27 protein-coding genes are annotated in these 24414 nt (G+C 69.9%); 16 read left to right on the top strand and 11 right to left on the bottom strand.

The features are described from left to right. Positions 1-150 precede the first annotated feature (150 nt). Positions 151-942, top strand: coding sequence for a TetR/AcrR family transcriptional regulator (locus tag AC1DWR_RS02375; RefSeq protein ID WP_477623539.1), 792 nt, complete (start codon positions 151-153; stop codon positions 940-942). Between the two features lie 21 nt (positions 943-963). On the opposite strand, the gene AC1DWR_RS02370 is transcribed toward AC1DWR_RS02375, so the two are convergent. Both AC1DWR_RS02370 and AC1DWR_RS02365 read right to left on the bottom strand, forming a co-directional pair. After that, complete coding sequence (locus AC1DWR_RS02370) at positions 964-1392, bottom strand: hypothetical protein (protein WP_477623538.1); 429 nt, start codon at positions 1390-1392, stop codon at positions 964-966. Positions 1393-1473: 81 nt separating this feature from the next. Then, entirely contained in the window at positions 1474-1833 is a 360-nt protein-coding gene (locus AC1DWR_RS02365; RefSeq protein ID WP_477623537.1) for a hypothetical protein, read from the bottom strand. A 183-nt stretch (positions 1834-2016) separates the two neighbouring features. Between AC1DWR_RS02365 and AC1DWR_RS02360 the strand changes: the two genes are divergently transcribed. After that, complete coding sequence (locus tag AC1DWR_RS02360; RefSeq protein ID WP_477613351.1) at positions 2017-2238, top strand: hypothetical protein; 222 nt, start codon at positions 2017-2019, stop codon at positions 2236-2238. A 17-nt stretch (positions 2239-2255) separates the two neighbouring features. On the opposite strand, the gene AC1DWR_RS02355 is transcribed toward AC1DWR_RS02360, so the two are convergent. Beyond that, positions 2256-3131, bottom strand: coding sequence for a LysR substrate-binding domain-containing protein (locus tag AC1DWR_RS02355; protein ID WP_477623536.1), 876 nt, complete (start codon positions 3129-3131; stop codon positions 2256-2258). Between the two features lie 152 nt (positions 3132-3283). Here AC1DWR_RS02355 and AC1DWR_RS02350 point away from each other — a divergent pair, with 152 nt between their 5' ends. The 4 genes from AC1DWR_RS02350 (at position 3284) to AC1DWR_RS02335 (ending at position 7920) form a co-directional block, all read left to right on the top strand. Continuing rightward, complete coding sequence (locus tag AC1DWR_RS02350) at positions 3284-4627, top strand: MFS transporter (RefSeq protein WP_477623535.1); 1344 nt, start codon at positions 3284-3286, stop codon at positions 4625-4627. 127 nt (positions 4628-4754) lie between these two features. Continuing rightward, the gene (locus AC1DWR_RS02345; RefSeq protein WP_477623534.1) at positions 4755-5084 is read left to right on the top strand and encodes a hypothetical protein; all 330 of its coding nucleotides are present in this window, start codon (positions 4755-4757) and stop codon (positions 5082-5084) included. After that, positions 5057-6226 carry a flavin-containing monooxygenase gene (locus tag AC1DWR_RS02340; RefSeq protein ID WP_477623533.1) on the top strand — a complete coding sequence of 390 codons (1170 nt, stop codon included), beginning with the start codon at positions 5057-5059 and terminating at the stop codon, positions 6224-6226. Before AC1DWR_RS02345 ends, AC1DWR_RS02340 begins: the two co-directional genes overlap by 28 nt. Before the next feature lie 68 nt (positions 6227-6294). Continuing rightward, complete coding sequence (locus AC1DWR_RS02335) at positions 6295-7920, top strand: LuxR C-terminal-related transcriptional regulator (protein ID WP_477623532.1); 1626 nt, start codon at positions 6295-6297, stop codon at positions 7918-7920. A 214-nt stretch (positions 7921-8134) separates the two neighbouring features. Here AC1DWR_RS02335 and AC1DWR_RS02330 read toward each other — a convergent pair whose 3' ends face one another. The 3 genes from AC1DWR_RS02330 to AC1DWR_RS02320 form a co-directional block, all read right to left on the bottom strand. Continuing rightward, positions 8135-8914, bottom strand: a complete 780-nt coding sequence (locus tag AC1DWR_RS02330; protein WP_477623531.1) for a hypothetical protein — start codon at positions 8912-8914, stop codon at positions 8135-8137. Between the two features lie 152 nt (positions 8915-9066). Then, entirely contained in the window at positions 9067-9426 is a 360-nt protein-coding gene (locus tag AC1DWR_RS02325; RefSeq protein ID WP_477623530.1) for a hypothetical protein, read from the bottom strand. Between the two features lie 355 nt (positions 9427-9781). Next, positions 9782-10219 (bottom strand): SRPBCC family protein, encoded by a 438-nt coding sequence (locus AC1DWR_RS02320; RefSeq protein ID WP_477623529.1) that lies wholly within the window; start codon positions 10217-10219, stop codon positions 9782-9784. Between the two features lie 372 nt (positions 10220-10591). Between AC1DWR_RS02320 and AC1DWR_RS02315 the strand changes: the two genes are divergently transcribed. Together AC1DWR_RS02315 and AC1DWR_RS02310 are read left to right on the top strand one after the other, a co-directional pair. Then, positions 10592-11821, top strand: coding sequence for a matrixin family metalloprotease (locus tag AC1DWR_RS02315; RefSeq protein WP_477623528.1), 1230 nt, complete (start codon positions 10592-10594; stop codon positions 11819-11821). A gap of 84 nt (positions 11822-11905) precedes the next feature. Beyond that, on the top strand, positions 11906-13588 hold the full coding sequence (locus AC1DWR_RS02310; protein ID WP_477623527.1) for an ABC1 kinase family protein: 1683 nt from the start codon (positions 11906-11908) through the stop codon (positions 13586-13588). Between the two features lie 10 nt (positions 13589-13598). Here the strand turns inward: AC1DWR_RS02310 and AC1DWR_RS02305 are convergent, their stop codons facing one another. The 3 genes from AC1DWR_RS02305 to AC1DWR_RS02295 all read right to left on the bottom strand — a co-directional run bounded on the left by AC1DWR_RS02305 (position 13599) and on the right by AC1DWR_RS02295 (position 15638). Next, the gene (locus AC1DWR_RS02305) at positions 13599-13877 is read right to left on the bottom strand and encodes a hypothetical protein (protein ID WP_477623526.1); all 279 of its coding nucleotides are present in this window, start codon (positions 13875-13877) and stop codon (positions 13599-13601) included. 76 nt (positions 13878-13953) lie between these two features. Next, complete coding sequence (locus AC1DWR_RS02300; RefSeq protein ID WP_477623525.1) at positions 13954-14964, bottom strand: aldo/keto reductase family protein; 1011 nt, start codon at positions 14962-14964, stop codon at positions 13954-13956. A 155-nt stretch (positions 14965-15119) separates the two neighbouring features. After that, positions 15120-15638, bottom strand: a complete 519-nt coding sequence (locus AC1DWR_RS02295; protein ID WP_477623524.1) for a hypothetical protein — start codon at positions 15636-15638, stop codon at positions 15120-15122. A 303-nt stretch (positions 15639-15941) separates the two neighbouring features. Here AC1DWR_RS02295 and AC1DWR_RS02290 point away from each other — a divergent pair, with 303 nt between their 5' ends. Then, positions 15942-16940 (top strand): hypothetical protein, encoded by a 999-nt coding sequence (locus AC1DWR_RS02290; RefSeq protein ID WP_477623523.1) that lies wholly within the window; start codon positions 15942-15944, stop codon positions 16938-16940. 91 nt (positions 16941-17031) lie between these two features. Here the strand turns inward: AC1DWR_RS02290 and AC1DWR_RS02285 are convergent, their stop codons facing one another. Then, the gene (locus AC1DWR_RS02285) at positions 17032-17454 is read right to left on the bottom strand and encodes an Hsp20/alpha crystallin family protein (protein ID WP_477623522.1); all 423 of its coding nucleotides are present in this window, start codon (positions 17452-17454) and stop codon (positions 17032-17034) included. Positions 17455-17586: 132 nt separating this feature from the next. Between AC1DWR_RS02285 and AC1DWR_RS02280 the strand changes: the two genes are divergently transcribed. From AC1DWR_RS02280 to AC1DWR_RS02250, 7 genes are all read left to right on the top strand, one after another. After that, complete coding sequence (locus AC1DWR_RS02280) at positions 17587-17946, top strand: MerR family transcriptional regulator (protein ID WP_477623521.1); 360 nt, start codon at positions 17587-17589, stop codon at positions 17944-17946. 76 nt (positions 17947-18022) lie between these two features. Beyond that, on the top strand, positions 18023-18988 hold the full coding sequence (locus AC1DWR_RS02275; protein ID WP_477623520.1) for an NAD-dependent epimerase/dehydratase family protein: 966 nt from the start codon (positions 18023-18025) through the stop codon (positions 18986-18988). Positions 18989-19002: 14 nt separating this feature from the next. Next, positions 19003-19920 carry an RNA polymerase sigma-70 factor gene (locus AC1DWR_RS02270; protein WP_477623519.1) on the top strand — a complete coding sequence of 306 codons (918 nt, stop codon included), beginning with the start codon at positions 19003-19005 and terminating at the stop codon, positions 19918-19920. Between the two features lie 201 nt (positions 19921-20121). Continuing rightward, entirely contained in the window at positions 20122-20919 is a 798-nt protein-coding gene (locus AC1DWR_RS02265) for a trypsin-like serine protease (RefSeq protein ID WP_477623518.1), read from the top strand. 151 nt (positions 20920-21070) lie between these two features. Beyond that, positions 21071-21376, top strand: a complete 306-nt coding sequence (locus tag AC1DWR_RS02260) for an ArsR/SmtB family transcription factor (RefSeq protein WP_477613371.1) — start codon at positions 21071-21073, stop codon at positions 21374-21376. Next, on the top strand, positions 21373-22350 hold the full coding sequence (locus AC1DWR_RS02255) for a TIGR03086 family metal-binding protein (protein ID WP_477623517.1): 978 nt from the start codon (positions 21373-21375) through the stop codon (positions 22348-22350). The genes AC1DWR_RS02260 and AC1DWR_RS02255 overlap by 4 nt, the downstream gene beginning before the upstream one ends. A 96-nt stretch (positions 22351-22446) precedes the next feature. Then, positions 22447-22782 (top strand): YciI family protein, encoded by a 336-nt coding sequence (locus AC1DWR_RS02250; RefSeq protein WP_477623516.1) that lies wholly within the window; start codon positions 22447-22449, stop codon positions 22780-22782. 65 nt (positions 22783-22847) lie between these two features. Here the strand turns inward: AC1DWR_RS02250 and AC1DWR_RS02245 are convergent, their stop codons facing one another. Continuing rightward, on the bottom strand, positions 22848-24236 hold the full coding sequence (locus AC1DWR_RS02245; protein ID WP_477623515.1) for an HNH endonuclease signature motif containing protein: 1389 nt from the start codon (positions 24234-24236) through the stop codon (positions 22848-22850). Positions 24237-24414: the final 178 nt, after the last annotated feature.

Here is a 24414-nt window from a genome sequence, read left to right as displayed (position 1 = left end):
AACCACTCCCTCGCAACCCTGCATCACCAATGTTTACAGCAGTAACAGTGATGGGTGTAAACTAAGTTGTCAAGGCTTCATGGTTAACTCTGCAGGACAAACCAGGGCACAGGGCATCCAGACCGTTCGCGGACGAGGAAGCAGGGCGAGATGACCGCGGTTCCGACGCGGCGAGAGCGTCAGCGGCAGGCGACGTTCGACGAGATCGTCGACGTGGCGCGACAGCTGCTTCGCGACGGCGAGGACGTCTCGGTGCGCGGCGTCGCCCAGGAGATGGGACTGACTCCCCCGGCGCTCTACCGCTACGTCGACAGCCACGCCGAGCTGATGGTGCGCGTCGCCCGGTCGATCTTCGAGGACGTGGTGGCGGCCATGACGACCGCGAGGGACCAGCAGGAGCCGGATGACCCGGCCGCGCAGATCGTCGCGTCCGCCGCGGCGTTCCGGAAGTGGGCGCTGACCAACCGCAACGAGTTCCAGCTCGTCTTCGCCTCGGCGACCTCGGCCGCGATCGAGGAGGCCGCGGCGGCTCAGCCCGTGGTGATCACCTCCCTGGACGGATGCCTGCCCGAGGAGTCGGGCGTGAAGATGTTCGGGGCCTTCTTCAGCGAGATCTTCGGGCGGCTGTGGGTCAAGTACCAGTTCCCCATCCCGGCCGACTCCGACCTCGACGCTGACCTGCTCAAGGTGCTGCGCAGCGAGATCAAGCCGGCCGAGGTGACCGACCCGCTGGGTGGACCGACCCCCGGCATGATCTGGATGTTCGAGCGGTCCTGGTCACGGCTCTACGGCACCGTGACCCTCGAGGTGTTCGGGCACGTGCACCCCGCGTTCATCTCCACGGGAGCGCTGTTCGGCGCGGCCATGCTCGACATCGGACGCGACCTCTGCATCGACGGCGAGTGGCCCCGGCTCCAGAAGGTCGCCCGCGCCCAGTACTGAGGTGCGCCTGATCGCGTCAGGTCAGGACGCCTGGCACAGTGGCGGTGGCAGGGCCTCGACGCCGTCCGGCGACGCAAGGTAGAAGCCCAGCAGCCGGACCTCGTGGCGCGCGCAGGCCTCGATCGTCTCCTGGTGCCAGGCCCGGTCGTTGTCGGTCGGCGTCACGCCACGACGGCGTCCGCGAGCGACCAGGATCGCCCCACCCGTCTCACCGACCATCGGAAGCAGCAGGTCGAGGAGGCTGCGCATGTCGGCGGTCGGCGCCTCCGGCGGCACATCGGACAGGACGACCGGCTGCACTCCCCGGTCCGCCTCGTCGCACACCATCAGGGCCAGGGCACCGTCTCGGCGTTCCTCGATGCCCAGGATCAGGTCGACCACGTCAGCCTGGATCGTGGTGTCAGTCAACGGAATCGTGCGCAGCTCGCGTGGAAGGTCTTCGTAGCTCATGCCCCGAATGCTGCCCGAACCCGGCGACCTCCCCCCGAAGTTATCCCCAGCCCGACCGCTGACGCCCGGATGGAGCTCGCGTCAGTGGCGAACCACTCGGCGCAGCAGCCGCAGGTCGTCGCGCAGCCGCGGGGGGATCGGCAGGTGGAGGGAGGTCAGCGCCTCCTCGTAGTCCGCCATCGCCGTCACGAGGCGCCCGCGCGCGATCGCGAGCACGTTGGGGTCCGACGGAGGACGTCGTTGCGCGGCGACCTCCGCCTGTGCCAAGGCCATCGCCGCGTGCAGCTCGGCGAGGAGCATGCGACCGGAGGACGACAGCCGCCCTTCGCGGAGCACTGGAAATGCGGTCTTCGTCCCTGCCTGGATCATCACCGTGGTCATCCCCGTCGCGGACGGACTGGGCGCCACCCGGTCGGGCCACGCCACTATCGTCCCCTTCACAGTACGCCCCTTGGCTTCGCCGACTGACCGGCCGAAGGGGCGCGGGCGCCCGTCAGCCTGCCCGTGGCCTACCGAAGGTCCGGGAGGTGGCGCCTCTTTCGGTCAGCTTCCCCTCGGACGAACGGAGGGGGTCGGCCTTGTTGCGTGACTTGCCGTGGGGGCCCGCTCCTAGCGTGCGGTCTCGTGAAGAACTCGCCTGTTGCCTCTGGTCGAAGCGCCACCGATGCGTATGCCGCGTGGTGCCGTTGCGGGGCAGCTGCTGCTGGCGAGGTCCACCCGTTGTGCACCGGTGCGGCGGCGGTCCACCACAGCGCACGGGTCGAGGTGCGGGCCGACCTGCTGCTCAGCCGGCTTCGGGCGATCCACCTCATGGGGACGATGGACAGCGAGCTCCGGCCGCTGTAGCGCGAGCTCACGCTCGGTCAGCCTCCGGTGACCGGACCTCGCGGCGCGCCACTGGCCAGGATGGCCGACGTGAGCGCTGTGGCCGCCTCGGCGGGTGCCTGGCGGTTGGTCAGCAGCATGAGGTCGAGGTGCGGCAGCTTGGGCAGCCCGCTGGAGGCCGGGAGCTCGACCAGGTCAGGCGGCATGAGCGTGCGCGCCATGACGGAGATGCCCAGGCCAGCTCGGACGGCGGCGAGCACCCCGTTGACGCCGCGGACCGTGCAGGTGATCCGGCTGCGGCGGCCGACGCGTTCGAGCGCCTGCACGCTGATGGCCCGGCTGAGGCTGGGCGCCTGGTAGACGACGAGCGGCACCGGCTGGTCGGAATCCACCCGGGCGCCGTCGACTCCGGCCCACACGAGCTGGTCGCGGCGGACGAGCTGTCCGCGCGCCAGGGTCGAGGTGCCCGCGTTTCGCTTGACGAAGGCGACGTCGAGGTGACCCGACTCGATGCGCCTGAGCAGCCCCTCGTTCTGCAGGACGGTCAGCTCGAGGTCGATCCGCGGATAGAGCTGGCGAAAGTCCCGCAGGATGCGCGGCAGGGGTGTCAGGGCGAGGTCGTCGGTCACCCCGAAGCGGAGCCGACCGGCAAGGTGGGAGCCGGTGAAGTAGCCGACGGCTCGTTCCTGTGCGGCCAGGATCTCGCGGGCGAAGCCGGCCATCGCCTCGCCGTCCGAGGTGAGCGCGACGCTGCGGGTGTCCCTGACGAATAGCGGCCGTCCGACCGCCTCCTCGAGCCTGCGCACGTGCTGGCTGACAGTGGGCTGACGGATCCCGAGGGCCTCCGCGGCCCGGGTGAAGCTCAGCGCCTGGGTCACGGCGAGGAAGGTGCGGAGCAGTTCCGGCTCGTACACGACCACTCCTTCGGGACACGTGGCGATCATTGCGAATCGCAATGACACTTATATTACTCATTCTGTCTCAGAATGCAGCGAGGGGAACGTCGTCGCGCGCACACTGGAGGTGAACGCAACCAACCCACACGCGAAACCGTCCAGGACGACTCATGAGCTCCACCGCTGCCAACACAGTCCACCTCTCCGATCCCGCACTCCCCCAACATGTTTCACGCACCTTTCCCTCGCTCGCGAATCGCAACTTCAGGCTCTTGCTGTCCGGCCTGCTGATCTCGGGCACCGGCGGGTGGATCCAGCGAATCGCCCAGGACTGGCTGGTCCTGACGCTCACCGACAGCCCGACCGCAGTCGGGATCACGACCGCCTGCCAGTTCCTGCCGACCCTGGCGTTGGGCCTGCACGGCGGTCTGCTCGCGGACCGTTTCCCCAAGCGCGCCATCCTGCTGGCCACCCAGGTGTCGATGTCGCTGACCGCAGCCGTGCTGGCGCTGCTCACGCTGAGCGGGCACGTCCGGGTCTGGCAGGTCTTCCTCCTGGCGGCCGTCCTCGGAGTCGTCACAGCGGTCGACAACCCCGTGCGCCAGTCCTTCGTGTCGGAGGTCGTCGAGGGACCGCAGCTGCGCAACGCGATCAGCCTGGTGTCCTGCACCTTCCAGATCGGCGCGATGGCAGGCCCCGTCATCGGTGGCCTCCTGATGAGCAGTGTGGGTGCGGGCTTTGCGTTCGCGGTCAACGCCCTCACGTTCGCGGCGCCCGTCACCGCGCTCCTGCTCATGCGCGGAGCAGGCCAGAGCCGTGTCGGGCTCGCCCGCCCCGCTGGAGAGCCGGTCAAGGCCCCCGTCTCCCCCGGGATCCGTGAGGGTCTGGAGTACGCCCTCCGAACGCCGACGGTCCTGTGGCCCGTGGTCATGGTCGGGGCGTTCGGCTTCTTCACCATCAGCCTGCCCGTCACGCTGGCCGCGTTCGCCAAGGACGAGTTCCACTCGGGCGCGAGCGGTCTCGGCCTGCTCAACGGGGTCGTCGCGGTCGGGGCCCTGGCCGGCGCCCTCACCACCGCACGGCGCAGCAAGCCGCTGCGCCTGCGGACAGTGGGGCTGGCCGCCTGGGCCCTGGCGATGGCCATGCTCCTCTCCGCGGCAGCGCCCGACCAGCTGTCCTTCACCCTCCTGCTCGTCCTCGTCGGCGCTGCAAACCTGGGCTTCCTCACGTCGGCCCAGTCGCTGGTCCAGCTCGCCACCGCCGACCACCTGCGCGGCCGGGTCGTCGGCCTCTACATGCTGGTGTTCATCGGCAGCGGGGCACTCGGCGGCCCCGTCGTCGGGTTGCTGGCCGAACACCTCGGTCCCCGCACCGGGCTGCTGATCTCCGGTGCGGTCCCGGCCGTGGTGACGATCCTCGTGTGCCGCCACCTGGCGCGCACCGCGTCGCTGCGGATCGGCCTCACCGCCTTCTCCGTCCGCGTCGTGCGACCCTCGGTGATGCCCCGCGGCTGAGGTGAGGCGCCCGCGTGGCGCGCACCCGGCATACCCGTCAGTGGGTGAATCGGGTCAGGGACCGCGTGGGGTGAATGGGCGTACCGCCCGACGAGGGACCTGGCCCGCGCTCCCTAGCGTCGAGGACATGAACAGCTCCCTTCCCCTGGTAGCGGGCACCATCGCCACGGTCGTCTTCGCGGCCAGCGCGCTGCCCATGCTGGGGAAGGCCGCCCGCAGCAAGGACCTCAGGTCCTACAGCCGCAGCAACCTCGTCCTGGCCAACGTCGGCAACCTCGTCTACTCGCTGTACGTCTTCCACCTGCCGCCGGGCCCGATCTGGATGCTGCACACCTTCTACATCGTCACCTCGGCCCTCATGCTCTTCTGGAGCCTGCGCTACCGAACGTCGGTGACGACCGTGTCAGTGACACCCCCGGGGAGCGAGCAATGCGCACCGAACACATCGAGACCGTGATCATCGGGGCCGGGCAGGCAGGCCTCGCCACCGCCCACCACCTCCAACGGATGGGGCGCCCGTGCGTCGTCCTCGACTCGTCCGTCCGGGTGGGCGACGGCTGGCGCCAGCAGTGGGACAGCCTGCGGCTGTTCAGCCCGGCGTGGGCCGACGGCCTCCCGGGGATGGCCTTCCCCGCACCGCGGTGGGCCTTCCCGACCAAGGACGAGTTCGCCGACTACCTGGAGGCGTATGCCGCGCGCTTCCGGCTGCCGGTGCGGCTCGGCACGCGCGTGGAGCGGGTGTCTCCGCTGTCCATCCCACCGGGCGGCTCCCCCGACGCGCAGGTCGGGTCGTCGGGCTACGTGGTCACGACCGCGGGAGGGCAGATCCACGCCGACCACGTCGTGGTGGCCACCGGTACCTTCGGGCGGACGCCCCACGTGCCGAGCTTTGCCGACCAGCTCGATCCGTCTATCCGGCAGCTGCACTCCAGCCAGTACCGCCGCGCGTCCCAGCTCCCCGAGGGTCAGGTGCTGGTCGTCGGCGCCGCTCACTCGGGGTGCGACATCGCCTTTGAGGTGGCGGCGACCCACGAGACAGTGCTGGCGGGACCGGACACGGGCCAGATCCCGGTGCCGTTCGGCTCGCCCCTGTTCAGGGTGGTCTTCCCGACGATGCTCTTCGTCTTCCGCAACGTGCTGACCCGGTCGAACCCGTTGGGCCGCAAGGCCAAGGAGCACTTCCGCCACGGAGGACCCCGCCTGCGGATCCAGCAGCGGGACCTTGCCGGGCGTGGGGTGGACTGGGTGACCGGTCGGGTGGTCGGCGCCAGGGAGGGCCTGCCCCTGCTCGACGACGGGCGCGTGGTCGACGCCCGAACCGTGGTGTGGTGCACGGGGTTCAGGCAGGCGTTCGACTGGGTCGACCTGCCGGTCTTCGGCGAGGACGGGTGGCCGCGGGAGCTCCGCGGGGTGCCGGACGAGGTCACGGGGCTGTACTTCTGCGGCCTCCAGTTCCAGTACGCCGCCTCCTCGATGTTGATCTACGGCGCGGGGCGGGACGCCAAGCACGTCGCCACCCGGATTGCCGACCGCGCGGGCACCGTGAGCGCGCGGGACCGACGCGCGGGCCGCCCTGCTGGCCAGTCCGTGGCCTCCTGACCTGGCGCACTGTTCGCGCCGGAGGCTCAGGCAGGACGGCGCGCGTATTCTCCGAGGAGGAGGGTGCGATGGGCATCGACACAGGTGTCGTCGAGGGCCGCGAGGCGTATGCGCGCCGGGCCTGGGGCACGGCGTACGAACGGCTGCGCGCCTTCGACACCAGCCACCTCTCCCCCGCAGACCTGGGCCTCCTGGCCGTGGCCGCCTACATGGTGGGTGACCGCGACACCACCACCGCGGCCCTGGAGGGCTCGTTCCACCAGCACCTCGACGCCGGGGACTCTCTGGCCGCAGCCCGCGACGCGCACTGGCTCGGGTACGTGTTCAGCGCCAACGGCAACCCGTCGGTGGGCGGCGGCTGGGTGGCCCGGGGAGCCCGCCTGCTGGCCGACCAGCCCGACGACTGCGTGGAGCGGGGCTTCCTGCGCATCCACGACATGATTCCACTGGTCTACGCGGGTCGATTCGCCGAGGCGCTCGAGGTCGCGACCCAGCTACTGGAGATCGGGCAGCGTTGGGGTGACTCGGATCTCGTGACGTTCGGCCTGGCCAGTCGTGGTCGGTTGCTGCTCTATGCGGGACGCGTTCCCGAAGGGCTGACGCTGCTCGACGAGGCAATGCTGGGCCTCACGGGCGGCGAGGTATCGCCGATCCTCACCGGCGAGATCCTGTGCCTGATGATCGAGGCCTGCCAGGAGGTTGCCGACTACGGGAGGATCACCGAGTGGACGGGGGTGCTGTCGCGCTGGTGTGACGCGCAGCCGGACCTGGTCCCCTTCACCGGGCAGTGCGCGGTGCACCGCGCGCAGGTCCTGCGGGCAAGCGGGGACTTCCCGCTGGCGCTGACCGAGCTGGCCCGCGCACGTGAGCGGTACGCCGCGAACGGGTCGCCGCCGGCGACCGGGCTGGCGCTGTACGAACAGGGAGAGATCCAGCGGGTCCAAGGTGAGTACGCCGCTGCCGAGGCTGCCTTCGCCCTGGCGCGCACCCATGGGCACGAGGCCCAGCCGGGCCTGTCCCTGCTGTGGCTGGACCGTGGTCGCACCGCGGCTGCCGCGGCCTCGGTTCGACGCCTGTTGAACGAGGCCTACGACCCCGTCACCCGCGCGCAGCTGTTGCCGTCGGCGGTCGAGGTGCTGCTCGCGGATGGCGACAAAGAGGCCGCCCGTGCGGCCGCCGACGAGCTGCAGCAGACCGCTGACAACTTCGCGTGCGATGGCCTCTCCGCCCGTGCCGCGTACGCCGTGGGGCTCGTCGCGCTCGATGCGGGCGACGCCGCCGGGGCGCTGGCTCCGCTGCGCCGCGCCTGGAAGGTGTGGATCGACCGTGGGGGTCGGTTCGAGGCAGCACAGGCCCGGGTGAGGATCGGTCTGGCCTACCGGGCGCTGGGGGACGAGGACTCGGCACAGTCGGAGCTGACCGTGGCGCAGCGGACGTTCGCCGAGCTCGGGGCCAGGCCGGCCCAGCACGAGGTCGAGCGGCTGCTGGCCCGCGACCTGCCGGATGGGCTCACTGCTCGGGAGGTGGAGGTGCTGCGCCTGGTCGCGCGGGGGCAGAGCAACCCGCAGATCGCCTCGTCGCTGTTCCTCAGCCAGAAGACGGTGCAGCGCCACCTCAGCAACATCTTCACCAAGATCGGGGTCACGTCGCGCACAGCCGCAGGGGTGTATGCGTCGGAGCACGACCTCGCCTGAGGCCAACGGACCTAAATCGGTGATGATCTGCCGGCAACACGTCCGGGAGTGGCGGACTTGTTGCGTCCTGGTGGTCACCGGGCCCCCGAATCGGGGATCGGTGACGATCTGCCGGCAACCAGTCGGGAGGGCCGGGACTTGTTGCGTCCTGGTGGTCACCGGAGCCTCGAAATCGGGGTCTGTGACGATCTGCCGGCAACACCTCGGGAGCCAGTCAGTTGGTGACAAGCCGGGCTTTGGCGGTCTTCACGGTCAAGGTCTCGGGGGTGCCCTGGATCGTCACGTCGCCGGGGATGACGATCCACTCACCGCCGTTGACCCGGTACTGACCTGCGTACGTGACGTCGGCTCGCACCCGGTAGTTGCCGCTCTTGGCGTACTCATGGCGGATGTCGCCATCGGGGTAGGGACCCCCGAGGGAGTTGGTGCGCTCGCTCGTGCCGTCCCCGTAGTCGTAGCGGACGGACTTGAACCGCGGGCGGATGTCGACTCGGAAGCCCGCCATCCGCGCCGGGTCCACGGCGTCCACCTCGTCCGGCTGGTAGCCCTTCGATGGCCAACGCAGCTCGAAGTAGGTCGGCAGCGTCACGAGGGTGACGTTGCCTTCGGGCTGGATGTTGACCGTTGCCAACGCAAAGTTCGTGTCGTGGAAAGCCGCCGTGATCTGGGCCATCGTGAGGCGAGGCCGCTCACCCGGAACCATCTCGGGCAGGCAGGTCACACCCAGTCTCTGCCATTGAGGAGCGGCGATGGGCTTGTCCAGGCCGTCGACCGGCGTGCCGTCCTTGTCGATCCGGGCTTCCCAGACGGCCAAAGGGGGTCCCTGCCCCTGGGCAGGGGTGTTCGCCTCGCAACGGGCGACAGCGCCGCAGGCGTTGTCGGTGTCGTTGTCAGGCCGAGCGCCGCCACAAAGCCCCGTCGACGCGTACTTGAAGAACGGGCCTGCCGCTCCGGGGAGACCGACCCGGCCAGCCTTCGCCTGGAGTTGCTTCATGTAGGAGCGACCAAGCGTGTCAACACTCGCGCCGGACTCGGTGTACTGGCCATTCGTGCCGCCGCATGACGGCGGGCAGGCTGCCCACGCCGCGCATGGAAGGGACAGCGAAAACGTCACGACGCCAAGCATGCCGAGGGCGAGCCGCCGGATCATGCCTTGTCAGCCCCGTAGAGCTTCCAGGAACCGTCGACCCAGACAATCGCGATACTCACGGGCAGCGACGAAACGTCATCTTGATGCACCCTATTGCCGTCTCGGTCGACTACCCATGCCCCTAGCTGCGCGGATGTTGCCTGAAAATAGAGCTGCCCCTTGGGTGCGCCATCCAGCGGGCCTAGACCCTTGAGGGCTACCGGAGGGGATGAGTACTTGCCTCCCCCTGCGACAAGGTCCTCGACCGATTGTTCGTTTCGCTGGCAGAAGACACACGAATCCACCGCGAGACCGGGCAGTACGCCGACCTCGGGTTCGCGGAGAACCTTGTTGAGAGTCGTGTAGTAGTACTCCACGAAAACTTGGCCGCCCTCGACGGTTTGGGCTCGAGCAGCAGCCGGGTAGCCGTCGGCTGGACTGCTCGTCGTTGTCGGACTCGTGGGCGGAGAGCTTGTCGGCGAAACGCTCGACGTCGTCGAACTGCTGGGCGGCGGGTCGTCTCCCGCACCCGCGCACCCCACTAAGGCCAGCAAGGCGACAAGGCCGCACACGGCATACGGACGCACAGAACTCACGCTCGATCTCCCCTCAGTAGCCCCCCGCTACTCGATCGCACGCGAGTCTATGCAAACAGGCGCCAACGGGCGCAGAGCCATCCACAGCGCGGATACCCGGCGAGCCAAGCCCGCGCCAGCGCCGGCGCCAGAGGGCTCAGCCCCGGCTGGTTACCCCTCCAGCCAGCCGGCCGAGTGCGTCGTCCCAGTGCTGCAGGTCGGCACGTGGGTCACCGGCGATGCCGCGACCTTCGTGGAAGACCTCGACCCTCGTCGCGTCCCCCTCAGGTCGCAGCTGCACGTCGAGCATGCTCAACGGCCCGTCCTCATGGGGGTGCCAGGTGACCCGCACCTGCTCGACGGGATGGAAGCTGCGCACCACACCGTAGGACCCGTCGGCCGCGTGCCACGGCTCGCCCTTGTTGCCGATCCGGGCGCCCTCGCCGAAGAGGGCTTCGGTGCCCGCGGCACTGATCAGGTGCTGCCAGACCTGCTCGACAGGTGCGGGGACCACAACCCCCGCGCGCACGCCTGCCTCCAGGTCGCCGGCGTCTGCGTCTGCGTCGTCCGGGACCGTTTCGACCACACTGCTCATGGAGAACCTCCGTCCGAGGGCCACTCCCCGGGTGGGCGTGACCCACGAGGTCCAGTCGACCAAGCCTTGGGCCCGCTGGCAACAGGAGCGGGCAAAATTCACTGGCGGCAAGGGTGGGGACCAGCCTCGTGAGGCACGCGGGAGGCGTGTGGTGACGCGCGTGGTGAGGCGTGCGGTGAGGTATGCCGGGTGGCGACCCGCTGCCACACCTCTCGTCGGGAGTCCCCGCGCCTAGTCCGTTCGGCTCGTGTGACGGCGGTCGAGGACATGGCGCCGCGGGGGTTGAGGACGATGGAAGCCGAGTTGTGGTGGGCGGATGTGCTGGGGGGATGCGCTGGGCGTAGGTGCCCGGCGAATGTGGGAAGGAACGGCGTGGAGCTCGACGAGGTGGAGCTGTGGCGGCTCGAGGTGTCGGCGCACTGCGGGTGCGGTGAGCCGCTGTCGCGCGGCATGCAGGCCGGCTTCGACCCGACGGCCAGGGAGCTGCTCTGCCTGCGGTGTCTGGACGACCTGCGGGCAGGACGACCGCGGACCCGTAGTGCATCCGCCGTGCCGAGCACGGACCTCAGCACCAGCGAGACTTCCACCAGCGAGACTTCCACCAGCGCCGGCAGGCCCACCAGCGCGGAGACTCCCACCAGCGTCGAGACTCCGCCCGGTGCCGTGGCGGCGCCATCCCCCGTGGGTGACCACGAGACGGACTACGGCGTGGTCGGGTACAGCGTGACGCGACCACCGCGACGCAATGGTTCCAGCACCGCCACCAAGGTGTTGGTCGCGCTGCTCCTGGCTGCCCTGGCCGTCGTCGGGATCCCGCGCCTACTGCCGGGGAGCGCGGGAGCGGACGCCTTCGGCAAGGGCACGGGCTCGTCGCTCGGTGACATCGCGATGGGGTCCCCGATCACGCCGGTCGCGCCGCCTGACTCAGACGGCGCGGCCCCACCCGTACCCTCCGACGCGGGCAAGACCCGTCTGCGCCCCTCGCCCCGACAACGCTCCACGTCCACCGCCTACACGTTCCTCGCGACCACGACGTCGGGACGACCCGTCGGGTTCGACCCGTGCAGACCGATCCACCTCGTGGTGAACGGCGCCGAGTCCCCCCGGGGCGGCGACCAGCTGATCAGGGAGGCTGCCGCGCAGGTGAGCGCTGCGACCGGCCTGGTCATCACGGTCGACGGTCGCACCAGTGAGACGCCGACCATCCGTCGGCGCAGTGTCGATGTGCGGCTCTACGGGAACCGGTGGGCTCCGGTCCTCGTCGCCTGGACCCACGACAGCGCCAACTCCGAGCTGGCCGGCCGGGTCGTCGGAGTCGGGGGTCCGGTCATGGCGCCCTACCGCGACCGGGCCGACCAGCACTACGTGACCGGTGCCGTGCTGCTGGACGCCCCCGCGTTCGAACAGATCCTCGACGAGCCCGGCGGCCGGGTGGGCGCGCGCAGCATCGTCATGCACGAGCTCGGTCATCTCGTCGGCCTGGGGCACGTGACGGACCGTCGCCAGCTGATGTACGCGTCGATGGAAGGCCAGACCGGATTCGGAGCCGGCGACCTCGAAGGGCTGCGCCTGGTCGGCTCAGGCCCCTGCTTCTCCGGCTGAGGGTTCAGGCTTCTCCAGCCGAGGCTCTGACCTGTGGGAATGGCGTGTGCGAGTGCAGGGGACCCGGCCTGCCAAGATGGCGCCATGAGATCTCCGTTCGACCCTTCCAACGCAGTCCGATACGCCGCACTCGCGCGGATGCTCGTCCGTCACGGCCGATCGGACCTGGTCAGCGGCGCGGGGTTCGACGAGTTCCTCGTCGAGGACGAGCGGCCGGCCGGCGACACGTCCGCCGCCGAGTCCCTGGCCGACGACCTCGAGGCCATGGGTCCGACGTACGTCAAGCTGGGCCAGCTGCTGTCGACGCGCGTCGACCTCTTGCCGCCGGCCTACACCGAGGCGCTGACCCGCTTGCAGGACAAGGTCGAGCCGTTCCCCTACGAGCAGGTCCAGCAGATCATCGAGGACGAGCTGGGTGTCTCGATCCGGCATGCGTTCGCCTCGTTCGACCAGGCTCCCCTGGCCGCTGCCTCCCTCGGACAGGTGCACCGCGCGGTCCTGCCCAGCGGCAGGGAGGTCGTCGTCAAGGTGCAGCGCCCAGGAGTTCGGGAGGTGGTGCGCGACGACATGGAGGCGCTCGGCAAGATCGCCGCCTTCGCCGACGACCACACCGACCTGGGACGTCGCTACGGCTTCGGTCAGCTGCTCACGCACTTCCGCCGCTCGCTCGCGGGTGAGCTGGACTACCAGCGAGAAGCGGCCAACCTGGTGCGCCTGGGCGAGCTCACTGCGGACTACCCCCGGCTGGTGGTCCCTCAACCCGTTGCCGACTACACCAGCGGTCGGGTCCTGACGATGGACCTCGTGCCCGGCCGCAAGGTCACCGACATCGGCCCCCTGGGCATGCTGGACATCGACGGTGAGCCGCTCGTGCGCGAGCTCTTCGCGGCATACCTGCGGATGATCCTCGTGGACGGCTTCCTGCACGCGGACCCGCACCCGGGCAATGTGCTGCTCACGCCGGACGGCCGGCTCGGCCTCATCGACCTCGGCATGGTCGCGACGGTCCCGCCGCGTGTCCAGGACAAGATCGTCAAGCTGCTGCTGGCGATTGGCGACGCCGACGGCGAAGACGTGGCAACGGTGCTCGCCTCCATGGGGGAACCGCTCGATGGCTATGACGCGGGGCAGTTCCGCGACGAGGTGGCGGCGCTGGTGTCGCGCGCGGTGTCACTGGGCGACCAGGTGCAGGCGGGTGCCGTCCTGATGGAGCTGAGCCGGCTGTCGGGCGTCCACGGCCTGCGCCCACCACCGGAGATGACCATGGTGGCCAAGGCCCTGCTCAACCTCGACCAGGTGACCAAGCACCTCGACCCGAACTTCGCACCCGCCGCGGCCATCCGCGAGAACGTCGCCGACATCATGGGCAGTGGCCTGAACGTCTCGGCGTCTGGGCTGATGGCCGCCGCCATCGATGCCAAGGAGTTCACGGCGAACTTTCCCAGCCGCGCCAACGCCATCATGGAGAACCTCGCCGGGGGCAAGTTCTCGCTGCGGGTGGACGCCCTCGACGAGGCCCGCTTCCTGCACGTCCTCCAGCGGCTCGCGAACCGCCTGACCATGGGCATCGTGATGGCGGCCCTCGTGGTCGGCGCGGCGCTCATGATGCAGGTGCCCACCGAGAACCGCATCCTCGGCTATCCCGCCATCGCCATGGTGTTCTTCCTGCTGGCCGCCCTGGGTGGCGCCGCGCTCGTCGTGTCGATCGTGCGCACGGACAGCCGAATCGCCAGGCAGGCGGCCACCGACCGCGACCCCAGGCCCTGAGGGGCGCCGCTCAGAACCACTGGTGCGGACGAGGGCGCGACTCGCGCCGCCCGGCCAGCAGGCCCCGGCCGAACCGGACGACGGTCCAGCACCACCAACGGTCGATGTCGCGGGTCGCGAGGTCCGCCCGCCACTCCCAGTAGTCGCACAGGTGGACGAGCTCGGCCTCGTTGAGCGAGAGGCACACATCCACGAACGTGCCCTGGTGCCCGACGGTGGGGTCGACGAAGGGAGCCCCGTCGTACACCACCCAGGTGGCCCCCGCGTCGATCCGGTCACCATCACCCATGAGGTGATGGTGACCCCGATCGAGCGGTTGCGCCTCCGTCGATCGAGGGAGGCCGAATGGTGTAGCGACGGTGATCTCAGGCGATGCGCTTCTGCGGCGCGGTCTCCTTGGTCTTGCCCGGGTCGCGCTCCACGATGTCACCGAGGACCTCGTCGATCTGCTTCATGACGGCCGGCTCGAGCTTCACACCCGCAGCCTTGACGTTCTCGTGCACCTGCTCCGGACGCGACGCCCCGACCAGCGCGGCCGCGACGTTGGGGTTCTGCAGCACCCAGGCCACCGCGAGCTGCGCCATCGACAGGCCGGCTTCGTCCGCGATCGGCTTGAGCCCCTGGACGCGGGTGAGGACGTCGTCGTTCATGAACCGCTTGATCATGTCGGCACCGCCCTTCTCGTCGGCGGCGCGCGAGCCCGCCGGCGGCTGCTGCCCCGGCTGGTACTTCCCGGTGAGCACGCCCTGGGCGATGGGGCTCCAGACGATCTGGCTGACGCCGAGCTCCTCGCACGTCGGCACGACCTCGCCCTCGATGACCCGCCACAGCATGGAGTACTGCGGCTGGCTCGAGATGAGCTGGAAGCCGAGCTCCTTGGAGAGCGCGACGCCCTCGCGGATCTGGTCAGCGGTCCACTCGCTGACGCCGATGTAGAGCGCCTTGCCCTGGCGGACGACGTCGGCGAAGGCCTGCATCGTCTCCTCGAGCGGGGTCTCGGTGTCGTAGCGGTGCGCCTGGTAGAGGTCGACGTAGTCGGTCTGGAGGCGCTGCAGCGAGCCGTTGATCGACTCCATGATGTGCTTGCGCGACAGGCCGGTGTCGTTCTTCCCACCCGGGCCGGTCGGCCAGTAGACCTTCGTGAAGATCTCCAGGCTCTCGCGTCGCTCACCCTTCAGCGCCTCGCCGAGGACGGTCTCCGCCTTGGTGTTGGCGTAGACGTCCGCGGTGTCGAACGTGCTGATGCCCGCGTCGAGGGCGGCAGCCACGCATTGCGCGGCGACGTCGTTCTCGACCTGGGAGCCGTGGGTGAGCCAGTTTCCGTAGGTGATCTCGGAGATCTTGAGTCCGCTGTTGCCGAGGTATCGGTAGTCCATGCTTCAACCGTATGCCGCGGCGCGGCATCGTGCGCAATCGACCGCCCACTGCCCACGCCCTGCCCCGCCCCCTCCCCCGCCCGCAGGCAGGTATGCCGGGTGGTCACCACCCGGCATACCCTCCTCGGCAGCCCGCGTGCCTGTTTCTGGATGTCTCAGTGCTGGGCGATGACGGTCCGCCAGCCGTAGTTGTAGGCGAACCCGGTCGGGAAGTTGTCGTCCGTCGCGCTGGAGTCGAACACGCAGAACTGCACCCACGCGGCGCCCTTGGCGAGCTCACCCGAGACGTAGCCGGTGCCGAACGGGTGGTCGACGAGCTTGACCGTGAACCGGTTGACGTGCCACTTCCCATCGCACTGGATCGTCTGACCGGCGGGGTTGTTGGCGTACTGGTAGTTCGTGTCGTACCAGGCGTCCGAGGTCATCCCTGAACCCTCAGCGGTCGGGTCGGGCCCGCCCTGCTTGATCGAGGCCCACAGGTGCGTTCCGGTCTCCCCACCAAAGCAGCGGAACTTGGCCTGGATGTAGGCGTTGCTCCCGTTGGCCACCACCTGGTCCCCTACCCAGGCGATCTCCGGCGGGGCAAGCTCCTCGGCGGAGGCGGAGCCGGCAGGCAGCGCCGTGACGGCGGCCAGGGCCAGCGCTGCACCAGCAGCGACGCGGGCAAGTCTCATCGGGTTCTCCTCATCCTCGTGGGAATCTCTCGCGCGGGCCGGGTGTCGACCCCGGCGCCCCTCGACGCTAGGTGGACGCATCCACGGCCGGATCCCGCCGAAGGGTGACGGAGCCCGTACGCCGGATGCGGTAGCAGCCCAGCGAGAGGTCGGGACCTAGGGCCCGGGTGTGGTGCGGTCGCGCACCGTACTTTCGGTATGCCGTCCACCCCGGCGGCCGGGCGACGCGCGCCCCTTCCACGCCTCACCGCGCACGCCACCCCCGCGGCCCGGCCCACCTCGACTCCCCTGGAGAATTGCCACATGGTCCCCGTCCTGGCCCTGCCCGCGCTGGTCCTTCCCACCCATGAACGCTGGTTCGTGGACTCGGCGCCCGCCGACTGGGGCTTCTTCCTGCGGCCTCTGCCGCTGGCGCTGACGGCCGCGGTGGTCGTGGTGACCGTGGTGTGGCGCAGGGTCGCGCTGCGTCTCGACCGCCCCGAGCTGCCCGTGTTGCGTGGTGTCGGACGGCTGGTGCCCTGGGTGCCGCGGCTGCTCGGGATTCACCTCGGCGTGGCCCTCCTTGCTCTTGCTGCCACGGGCGCGTTCGTCACGCCCGCCGTGGACGACCTGGACGCGACCGGCGGAGGCATCCTCCTGCTGCTCGAGTCCGCCCTCGGCATGTGGCTGATCACCGGGTTCCAGCAGCGTCCGGCAGCCGCGCTGACCCTGGCGCTCGGGCCGATCATGGCGGCATTCACCGGGCCGATGGCGCTCCTGGAGTGCGCCAACATCGCGGCCGTTGCGGCCTTCCTCGTCATCGCCCCGGCGGGGGTGAACCGTCACGGCGCCACGACCCTGTCCGACGCCCAGCTGCGGTGGGCGCTGCTCGCGCTGCGGGCCGGCGTGGGTGTCGCGCTGATCGCGCTGGCGTTCACCGAAAAGTTCACCAACCCGACGATGGCGCGCGAGACCCTGGAGCACTATCCGGCGCTCAACGTGTTCAGCCTCGTCGGGCTGCATGTGCCCACTGACGTGTTCATCGTCATCGCCGGAAGCATCGAGCTGTTGTTCGGTCTGCTGGTGCTGTCCGGGGCGCTGCCACAGGTCGCGGTGCTGGTCGCGATGGTGCCGTTCAACGCCACCCTGATCCTGTTCGGCCAGACCGAGCTGGTGGGCCACCTGCCGGTCTACGGCGTCTTCCTGGCCATGCTCGCGTACGGCTCCAACCCGACGACGGCCGCCGCAGTGCGGTGGCTGCCCCGTCGGTCCGACGTGGTGCTGCCGGCGGGCCGCCCGGTCGCCTCGGTCGCCCAGCGCTGAGCGCAGGGTTGAGGGGCCCACGGCTGAGGGACGCAGTGGGGTCCCCGCCGACCGTGCGGTCGGCGGGGACAACCCGTCTCGGGTCGGAACCTCAGGCGGAGATCGCGTGCTGTCGCCGCTCGCCCGAGCTGATCTCGATCTTGCGGGGCTTGGCCTGCTCGGCGACCGGGATCGTCAGCCGGAGCACGCCGTCCCTGTAGGCCGCCTCGACGCGGTCGACATCGAGGCTGTCGCCGAGGAAGAGCTGTCGGCTGAACACGCCGCGCGGCCTCTCGGTGGCGATCGTCTCGGCTTCGTCGGAGAGCCGACCGCGCTCGGCCTTGACGGTGAGCACGTTGCGCTCCACGTCGAGGTCGATCGAGCCCGGTTCGACGCCGGGAAGGTCGAACTCCACGACGAACACGTCGCCCTGGCGCCACGCATCCATCGGCATCACCGTGGGCCGAGCCATCGTCCCGAAGACTTGCTGTGCCAGCTGGTCCAGCTCGCGGAACTGGTCAGTCCGCATGAGCATCTCAACCACCTCCAGTGTTGTGAGGGTCCTGTTCTGCCGAACCCGACTTCGATCCACTAGAATCTCAGTCATGTTCTGTAGATTTTGTAAATCTCTAGCACGGGTTTTGTCAAGCCCTCGATCGAGGGTCGTATGAGCGCTGCGACGGGCCCTTCCGACCGCCCGGTCTACACGATCTCTGTGGCAGCCGATCTCGCCGGCGTGCCCATCCCGACGCTGCGTCTGTACGAGGAGAGAGGCCTGGTCCGCCCGGAACGCACCGCCGGCGGCACGCGCCGGTACAGCGACGCCGACCTCGCCCGGATCGCCCGCGTCAGCGAGCTGGCCGAGTCCGGGATCCCCCTCACGGCTGTGGCCCTGGTGCTGGAGCTCCAGGACGACAACGCCGACCTCGCCACGCGCAACCGCAGGCTGCGGGCGCGCAACTCCGACCTCCTGCGGGACAACGAGCGCCTGCGCGGCGATGGGGAGACTCCCGCCCAGGACACCTGACCAGCTGTCACAGCGCGGAAGGCTGTCCTGTCTTGATGGGTACAGCGATCGTTTTCATGGGACAAGGGAGTGAATGATGAAGGTCTTCGTCGCAGGAGCCACCGGAGCCATCGGCCGCCAGCTCGTGCCACGGCTGGTCGGGGCGGGTCACGAGGTGTACGGCATGACGCACCACGCCTCCCACCAACAGCTGGTGCGCGACCTGGGCGCCGCCCCGGTGCTCGCCGACGCCCTCGACGCCGACCAGGTCGCCGAGGCCGTGGCCCGGGTGCAGCCGGACGTGATCGTCCACCAGCTGACCTCCATCGGCCCGATGGACCTGCGGCACTTCGACCGCGCGTTCGCGATGACCAACCGGCTGCGGACCGAAGGCACGGACCACTTGCTTTCGGCCGGCCAGGCAGTCGGCGTGAAGCGGTTCGTCGCGCAGAGCTTCTTCGCGGCATACGAACGCACGGGAAGTCTGGTCAAGACCGAGGAGGACTCCTTCGGACCGGGCCCGGCCAAGGAGATGCGCGAGACGGTCGCGGCGATCCGCCACGTCGAGGACGCCGTCCTCGCGGCCAGCTGGACCGAGGGAGTCGTGCTGCGCTACGGCGGCTTCTACGGGCCGGGCACGTCCCTCGGACCGGACGGCGAACAGACCGAGGCCGTCCGGCGGCGCAAGTTCCCCGTGGTGGGCGACGGTGCGGGCGTGTGGTCGTTCATCCACATCGAGGACGCTGCCGAGGCGACGGTCGCGGCGATCGACCACGGCCGTCGGGGGGTCTACAACGTGGTCGACGACGAACCCGCGCCGGTGGCCGAGTGGTTGCCGGTCCTGGCGCGTACGTTGGGTGCCAAGGAGCCGATGCGCGTGCCTCGTTTCGTGGGGCGGTTGCTCACCGGTGAGATCGGAGCGGTGATGATGACCGAGCTGCGCGGGGCGTCCAACGCCAAGGCGAAGCGCGAGCTCGGCTGGAAGCCGTCGCACCCGAGCTGGCGCGACGGCTTCGGTGACCTGCGCACGGCACCGGGCACCAGGAGCCAGGTGACGACGTGAGCGCTGGAGGTCCCGTGAGCGATCGGGAGGGACTGCTCGACGAGCTGCGTCCCACTGCGTTCGCCATTGCCTACCGCATGCTCGGCAGCGTGTCCGAAGCCGAGGACGTGGTCCAGGAGGCGCTGTTGCGGGTGCACCAGTCCCTCGACGCGGGTGAGGAGATCGCCTCGCCTCGCGCCTTCGTCGCCACCATCACCACCCGGCTGGCGATCAACGAGCTGCGTTCCGCCCGGGCCCGTCGCGAGCGCTATGTCGGTGAGTGGCTCCCCGAGCCGATCGTCACCGACGCCGCCGACGACCCGGCCGCGCACGCCGAGACGGCCGACTCGCTGTCGCTGGCGATGCTGGTGCTGCTCGAGAGCCTGTCCCCCGAACAGCGGGCAGTGCTGCTGCTGCACGACGTGTTCGGCTACGGCTACCCCGAGATCACGGACATCGTGGGCAAGACCGAGGACAACGTGCGCCAGCTCGCCACGCGCGCCCGACAGCACGTCAAGGCACGCCGACCGCGGTTCGAGACCACCCGAGAACGGCAGCGCGAGCTCGCGACGAAGTTCTTCGCGGCCGCCGAACACGGTGACCTCGCCGGGCTCGAGGCGTTGCTCGCCCACGACGTCGAGCTCACCGGCGACGGCGGCGGCAAGGTGCCGGCGCTGGCCCGGTCGCTGCGCGGTCGTAGCCGGGTCGCGCACACCCTGACCAACTGGCTGCGGGCGCTGGCGCGGTTCCCCCAGGTGTCGATGCGGCCCGTCGAGATCAACGGCGACCCCGGAGCCATCTACGTCGACGACCAGGAGCGGATCCTCGGTGTCTGGGCCCTCGAGATCGTCGACGGCGAGATCATCGGCATCCGCTCGATCGTCAACCCCGACAAGCTCGGCCACCTCGGCCCGGTCGGCGACGCGGTCGCCATCCTCCGCTCCGCCCGCTGACGGCCAGTCCATATCTCGCCATCCCCAGCCAGTCAGAGCAACCCGGACCAAGCCGGGTATGCCGCGCGCAAAGGGCCGCGGGTCAAGGCGCCCCTACGCACTTGGTAGGAGGCGTGGGTCGCCCCTGCCGGCGTACGGTCGGGGCGGCGGCAGGGCCCGAGCAACCTGCCCTCGCCGGTGTCGCCGGAGGAGGAGCGAACCATGAAGCGTCCCGCCGCCCTGGTCACCGCCTGCGCCACCTTGGGCGCCATGCTCTGCGCCGGTCTCGGCCTGGCTGCCTCCCCGGCGGCGGCCATCGTCAACGGCACCCTCGACACCACCCACCGCAGCACCGGTGCGCTGGTCCAGTTGGACGGCCTCGGGCACCTGCAGGCGCGCTGCAGTGGCTTCCTGGCGGCTCCGACGGTGTTCGTCACCGCACAGCACTGCTTCGCGATCTTCAAGATCCCGGACGGCGACCGCGCGATGGTCAGCTTCGACCCTGTCATCACCGACGCCTCGCCGACGCTGGCGGGGATTGCCCACCACAACACCGCAGTCGGCTCGACCCCGAGCAGTGACCCGCACGACGTCGGCGTGATCGTCCTGACGAGTCCGGTGACCGACCGCTCCCCCATGAACCTGCCCAAGCTCGACGAGCTCGTCACCTTCCAGAAGGGTGGCCAGCTCGAGGCGCACGACCCCATCCGCATCGTCGGCTACGGCGCCACCACCGTGGAACGACCGCGGATCTTCACCTTCACCAACGAGCGCCGCACGACTCTCCTGGAGTTCCAGACGCTGCAGCCGGGCTTCATGGTGTCGCAGCAGAAGAACGGCGGCGCCTGCTACGGCGACTCGGGTGGGCCCAACATCGTGACTGTGGGCGGCCGTCAGGTGGTCGGCGCCATCACCCGCCACGTCAACGCCGGCTTCGACTGCGAGACGACCTTGTGGAGCTATCGGCTCGACACCCCGGCGGCACGGGCCTTCCTCAGCCAGTTCCTGACCCCTCCCTGACCCCTGCAACCCCAAGGGAGAGGTATGCCGCGTGGTCGCCACGCGGCATACCTCTCCTTCGACCGCCCGCGCACGTTCGGGCTGACCGGGCGCACCCCAGCCGTCACGGGCTGGACAGAATGCGTTAGTCGCGACTAACGTATTGCTCGTTGTGAATGATCCTCTCTCCGCCGCCGCCGAGCCGACTCGCCGCCGCATCCTGCAGCTCCTGGCCCGCGGGCCACGGGGCGTCACGGACCTGGCCGGCGAGTTCCCGGTGACCAGGTCCGCGATCAGCCAGCACCTGCTGGTGCTCGCCGACGCTGGGCTGGTGGAGGCCGAGAAGGTCGGACGCACGCGGACCTACCGGGTCGTGCCGAGCGGGCTGCAGCGGTTGCAGGCCGAGATCGACCGGTTCTGGACGTCCGAACTCGACCTGCTCGTCGCTGACGCGCACCAGATGAAGGGAACCCCATGAGCTTCACCAAGACCGCCGTCCTGCCCGTCTCCCCCGACGAGGCGTTCGCGCTGATCACCGAGCCCGAGCGGCTGCGTCGGTGGCAGACCGTGTCGGCGACCGTCGACCTGCGCGCCGGGGGCTCCTACCGGTGGACGGTGACGCCCGGCCACATCGCCGAGGGCACCTACCACGAGGTCGATCCGGGCCGCCGGGTCGTGTTCGGCTGGGGCTGGGAGGGCAACCCCGACCTGCCCAAGGACGCGTCGACCGTCACGGTGACCATCGAGCCGGCGGCCGAGGGTTCCCTTGTGACGCTGGTGCACGAGGGACTCTCCGAGGCGCAGGCCGTCATGCACGCCGAGGGCTGGAACCACTTCTTCGAGCGGCTCGAGCGGCTCGCCGCGACGGGCGACGCCGGTGCGGACGAGTGGGCGTGGGCACCCGAGAACCTCACTCCGCTCGTGGCGGCCGAGGCGGCCCTGGCCGTCATCCAGCCCGTCCTGCGCAACCTCACGCCGGCCGACCGCCCCAAGCCCACGCCGTGCGCCGACTTCACCGCGCACGAGCTCGCGGATCACCTCCTCGGCTCCCTCGTCCAGCTCGGGGGAATGGCGGGCGCGAACCTGACCGTCCCCGCCGAAGGCTCGCTCGAGAACAAGGTCTCGGTGCTCGCCGGCCAGGCGATCGACGCCTGGCGCGGGATCGACCTCGACGGCACCGTCGCCGGCCCCGGAGCCGCGGATGTGCCCGCGATGTTCCTGGCCAGCATCCTGCCGCTCGAGCTGCTGCTGCACGGGTGGGACCTCGCCCAGGCCTCCGGTCAGGACCTGCGCGTCTCCGACGAGGTCGCCGGTTACATCCACGACCTCACGCGGGGCGTCATCGCGCAGGGCCGGGGCAGCTCGTTCGCCGACGAGATCACCCCAGCCGCGGATGCCGACGCGGTGGAGCGGTTCGCCGCCTACGCAGGACGCACGCGCATTCCCGCCTGACGGCCGTCACCTTCCGGCGCTTCACCAGTCCCACAACCGCACACCGTCAGACTCGCCACACCCCGCGGCAAGCACGCAACTCAAGGAGAACCAGTCATGAGCAAGTTCCTGTTCATCTACCACGCACCGACCACCCCTGCCGAGAACACTCCCTCCGACCCCGCTGAGATGGAAGCCGTCATGGGCCAGTGGATGGAGTGGGCCGGCCGCGTCGGCGACGGCATGGTCGACTTCGGCACCCCGCTCGCAGGCGGCGTCCAGGTCACTCCCGAAGGCACCTCGGCCAGCACTCGCGAGGTCGTGGGCTACAGCATCATCGAAGCCGCCGACCTGGATGCCGCCCTCGCCCTCGCCCAGGGCCACCCGCACCTGAACATGCCCGGCGGTTGCACCATCGAGGTGCACGAGGCCCAGCCCGTCCCCGGCATGTGACCGACCGGGCACGCCCGCAGGCATGCTTCGCACCCCGCACGAGCCGTGCGGGGTGCGAAGCGGGTTCATGGTCGGGGCGGCGGTCTGCCCGGGAGGTCGACAGACTCGTCCCCCCGCTCGGACGCGCGGTTGGCGCGCCATTCCTCGAGGTAGATGTCGTAGGAGCCGGGCGTCAGGTCCCACCGCACGAACGGCCCGTTCGGACCGGCGACGACCTCGCCGGCGTAGCGATGGTTGTGCACGACCGTGTGATGTCGCTGGCACAGCAGCGCCCCGTGCTCGACGTCGGACGGACCGCCATCTGCCCAGTGAATGAGGTGGTGAGCGTCAGACCAGGTCGGCGGCTTGGTGCAGCCGGGGAACGTGCAGTGCCGGTCTCGTAGCCACAGGTGGCGGATCTGGGCCTGGGTGAACAGCCGCACGGCCCGGCCCTGCTCGAGAGTCTCACCCTTGGAACCGAGCACCGCGGGAACGATCTCGGCGTCGCAGGCGAGCCGACGCATGGTCTCGATGGACAGGGGTTCTCCGTCCACCGTGAGGCCAGCCCCACGGCAGGTCTGTTGCAGCTCGTTCAAGCCGATGGTCACGACCACGCTGGTCTTGGCTTGGCGGGGCACACCTTCCGGGGCGCTCACGGCCCGCTGGACCAGCTCGACCAACGCGTCCGCCCGTCGCGCGCCGGGCGTGCGCGGGTCGCGCTCCTTCGTCTCGGGGTCGGTCTGCGGCTTGGCCAGCGCATCGACCGCCGCGTCGACGATCGCGGCGCCCTCGGTGTCCAGCAGCATCGTGTAGCGCCACATCCCCATCGGGCCCTTGCCCTTCACCAGGGACCGATGCGCGCGCTTCACCTCCGCGTCGTGCTCGATCAGCCGGTCCGGTCGCATCATGTCGGCAGTCCGGCGCACCCCGATGGCGAGCGACTTCTCTGACATCCCGTCGTGGCCGCGCGACCCCGTCAGCAGGTGCTGGGTTGCGTCCTCCAGCTCGACGGGGTCGGCCATGCCGCGGACACCCTCGTGGAACCGCACCAGCATGGCCGCCTTGCCCACCGGCAGCGCGTCGGTCGCCTCCGGGTCCAGTCCCTCGGCAAGGGCTTCCTGCACCCCCGCCAACCGAGGCTCACCGTAGGAGCCCGCGACAGTGTCCAGGTCGGACAGCAGCCGCGGGCTCAACCCCGGCGCCCTCAGCCGCGCCCAGTCGTGAGCCCCCCACCCCTCGCCCACCCCGAGCCCACGCGACTTCGCCTCCACCAGCACCGCCGCCAAGTGGGCCTCGGTGCTTGCATGGAGCTGCCCGAGGGTGGTCATGGCGTCCTCGACCTCGCCGTCCGACAACGCCCACAACTGACCCGCCCCGGCGCCAGCCAACGCATCGCGCGACTCCCGGGCAGCATCCAGCACCGGTCGAGCGTGGGGTGCCCGTCCTCGCGTCGTGCCATCGGGTGCGATTGCCATGACCCCAACGCTAGACCGACCCACTGACAACCCAAGCGTATCCACCCGTCGCGAATTCGCTTGCTGTTCAATACCTTTCGATCTTTCAGCCACGCATGCCGTCACGGCGCCGATACGGCGCCGTATCTCCACAACGACGCCGATACGGCGCCGTTGTGGCGCCGTATCGGCGTTGCCC

The organism is Pedococcus sp. P2_E2, from assembly GCF_056403955.1.
This window is presented reverse-complemented; position numbering and strand designations above follow the sequence as displayed.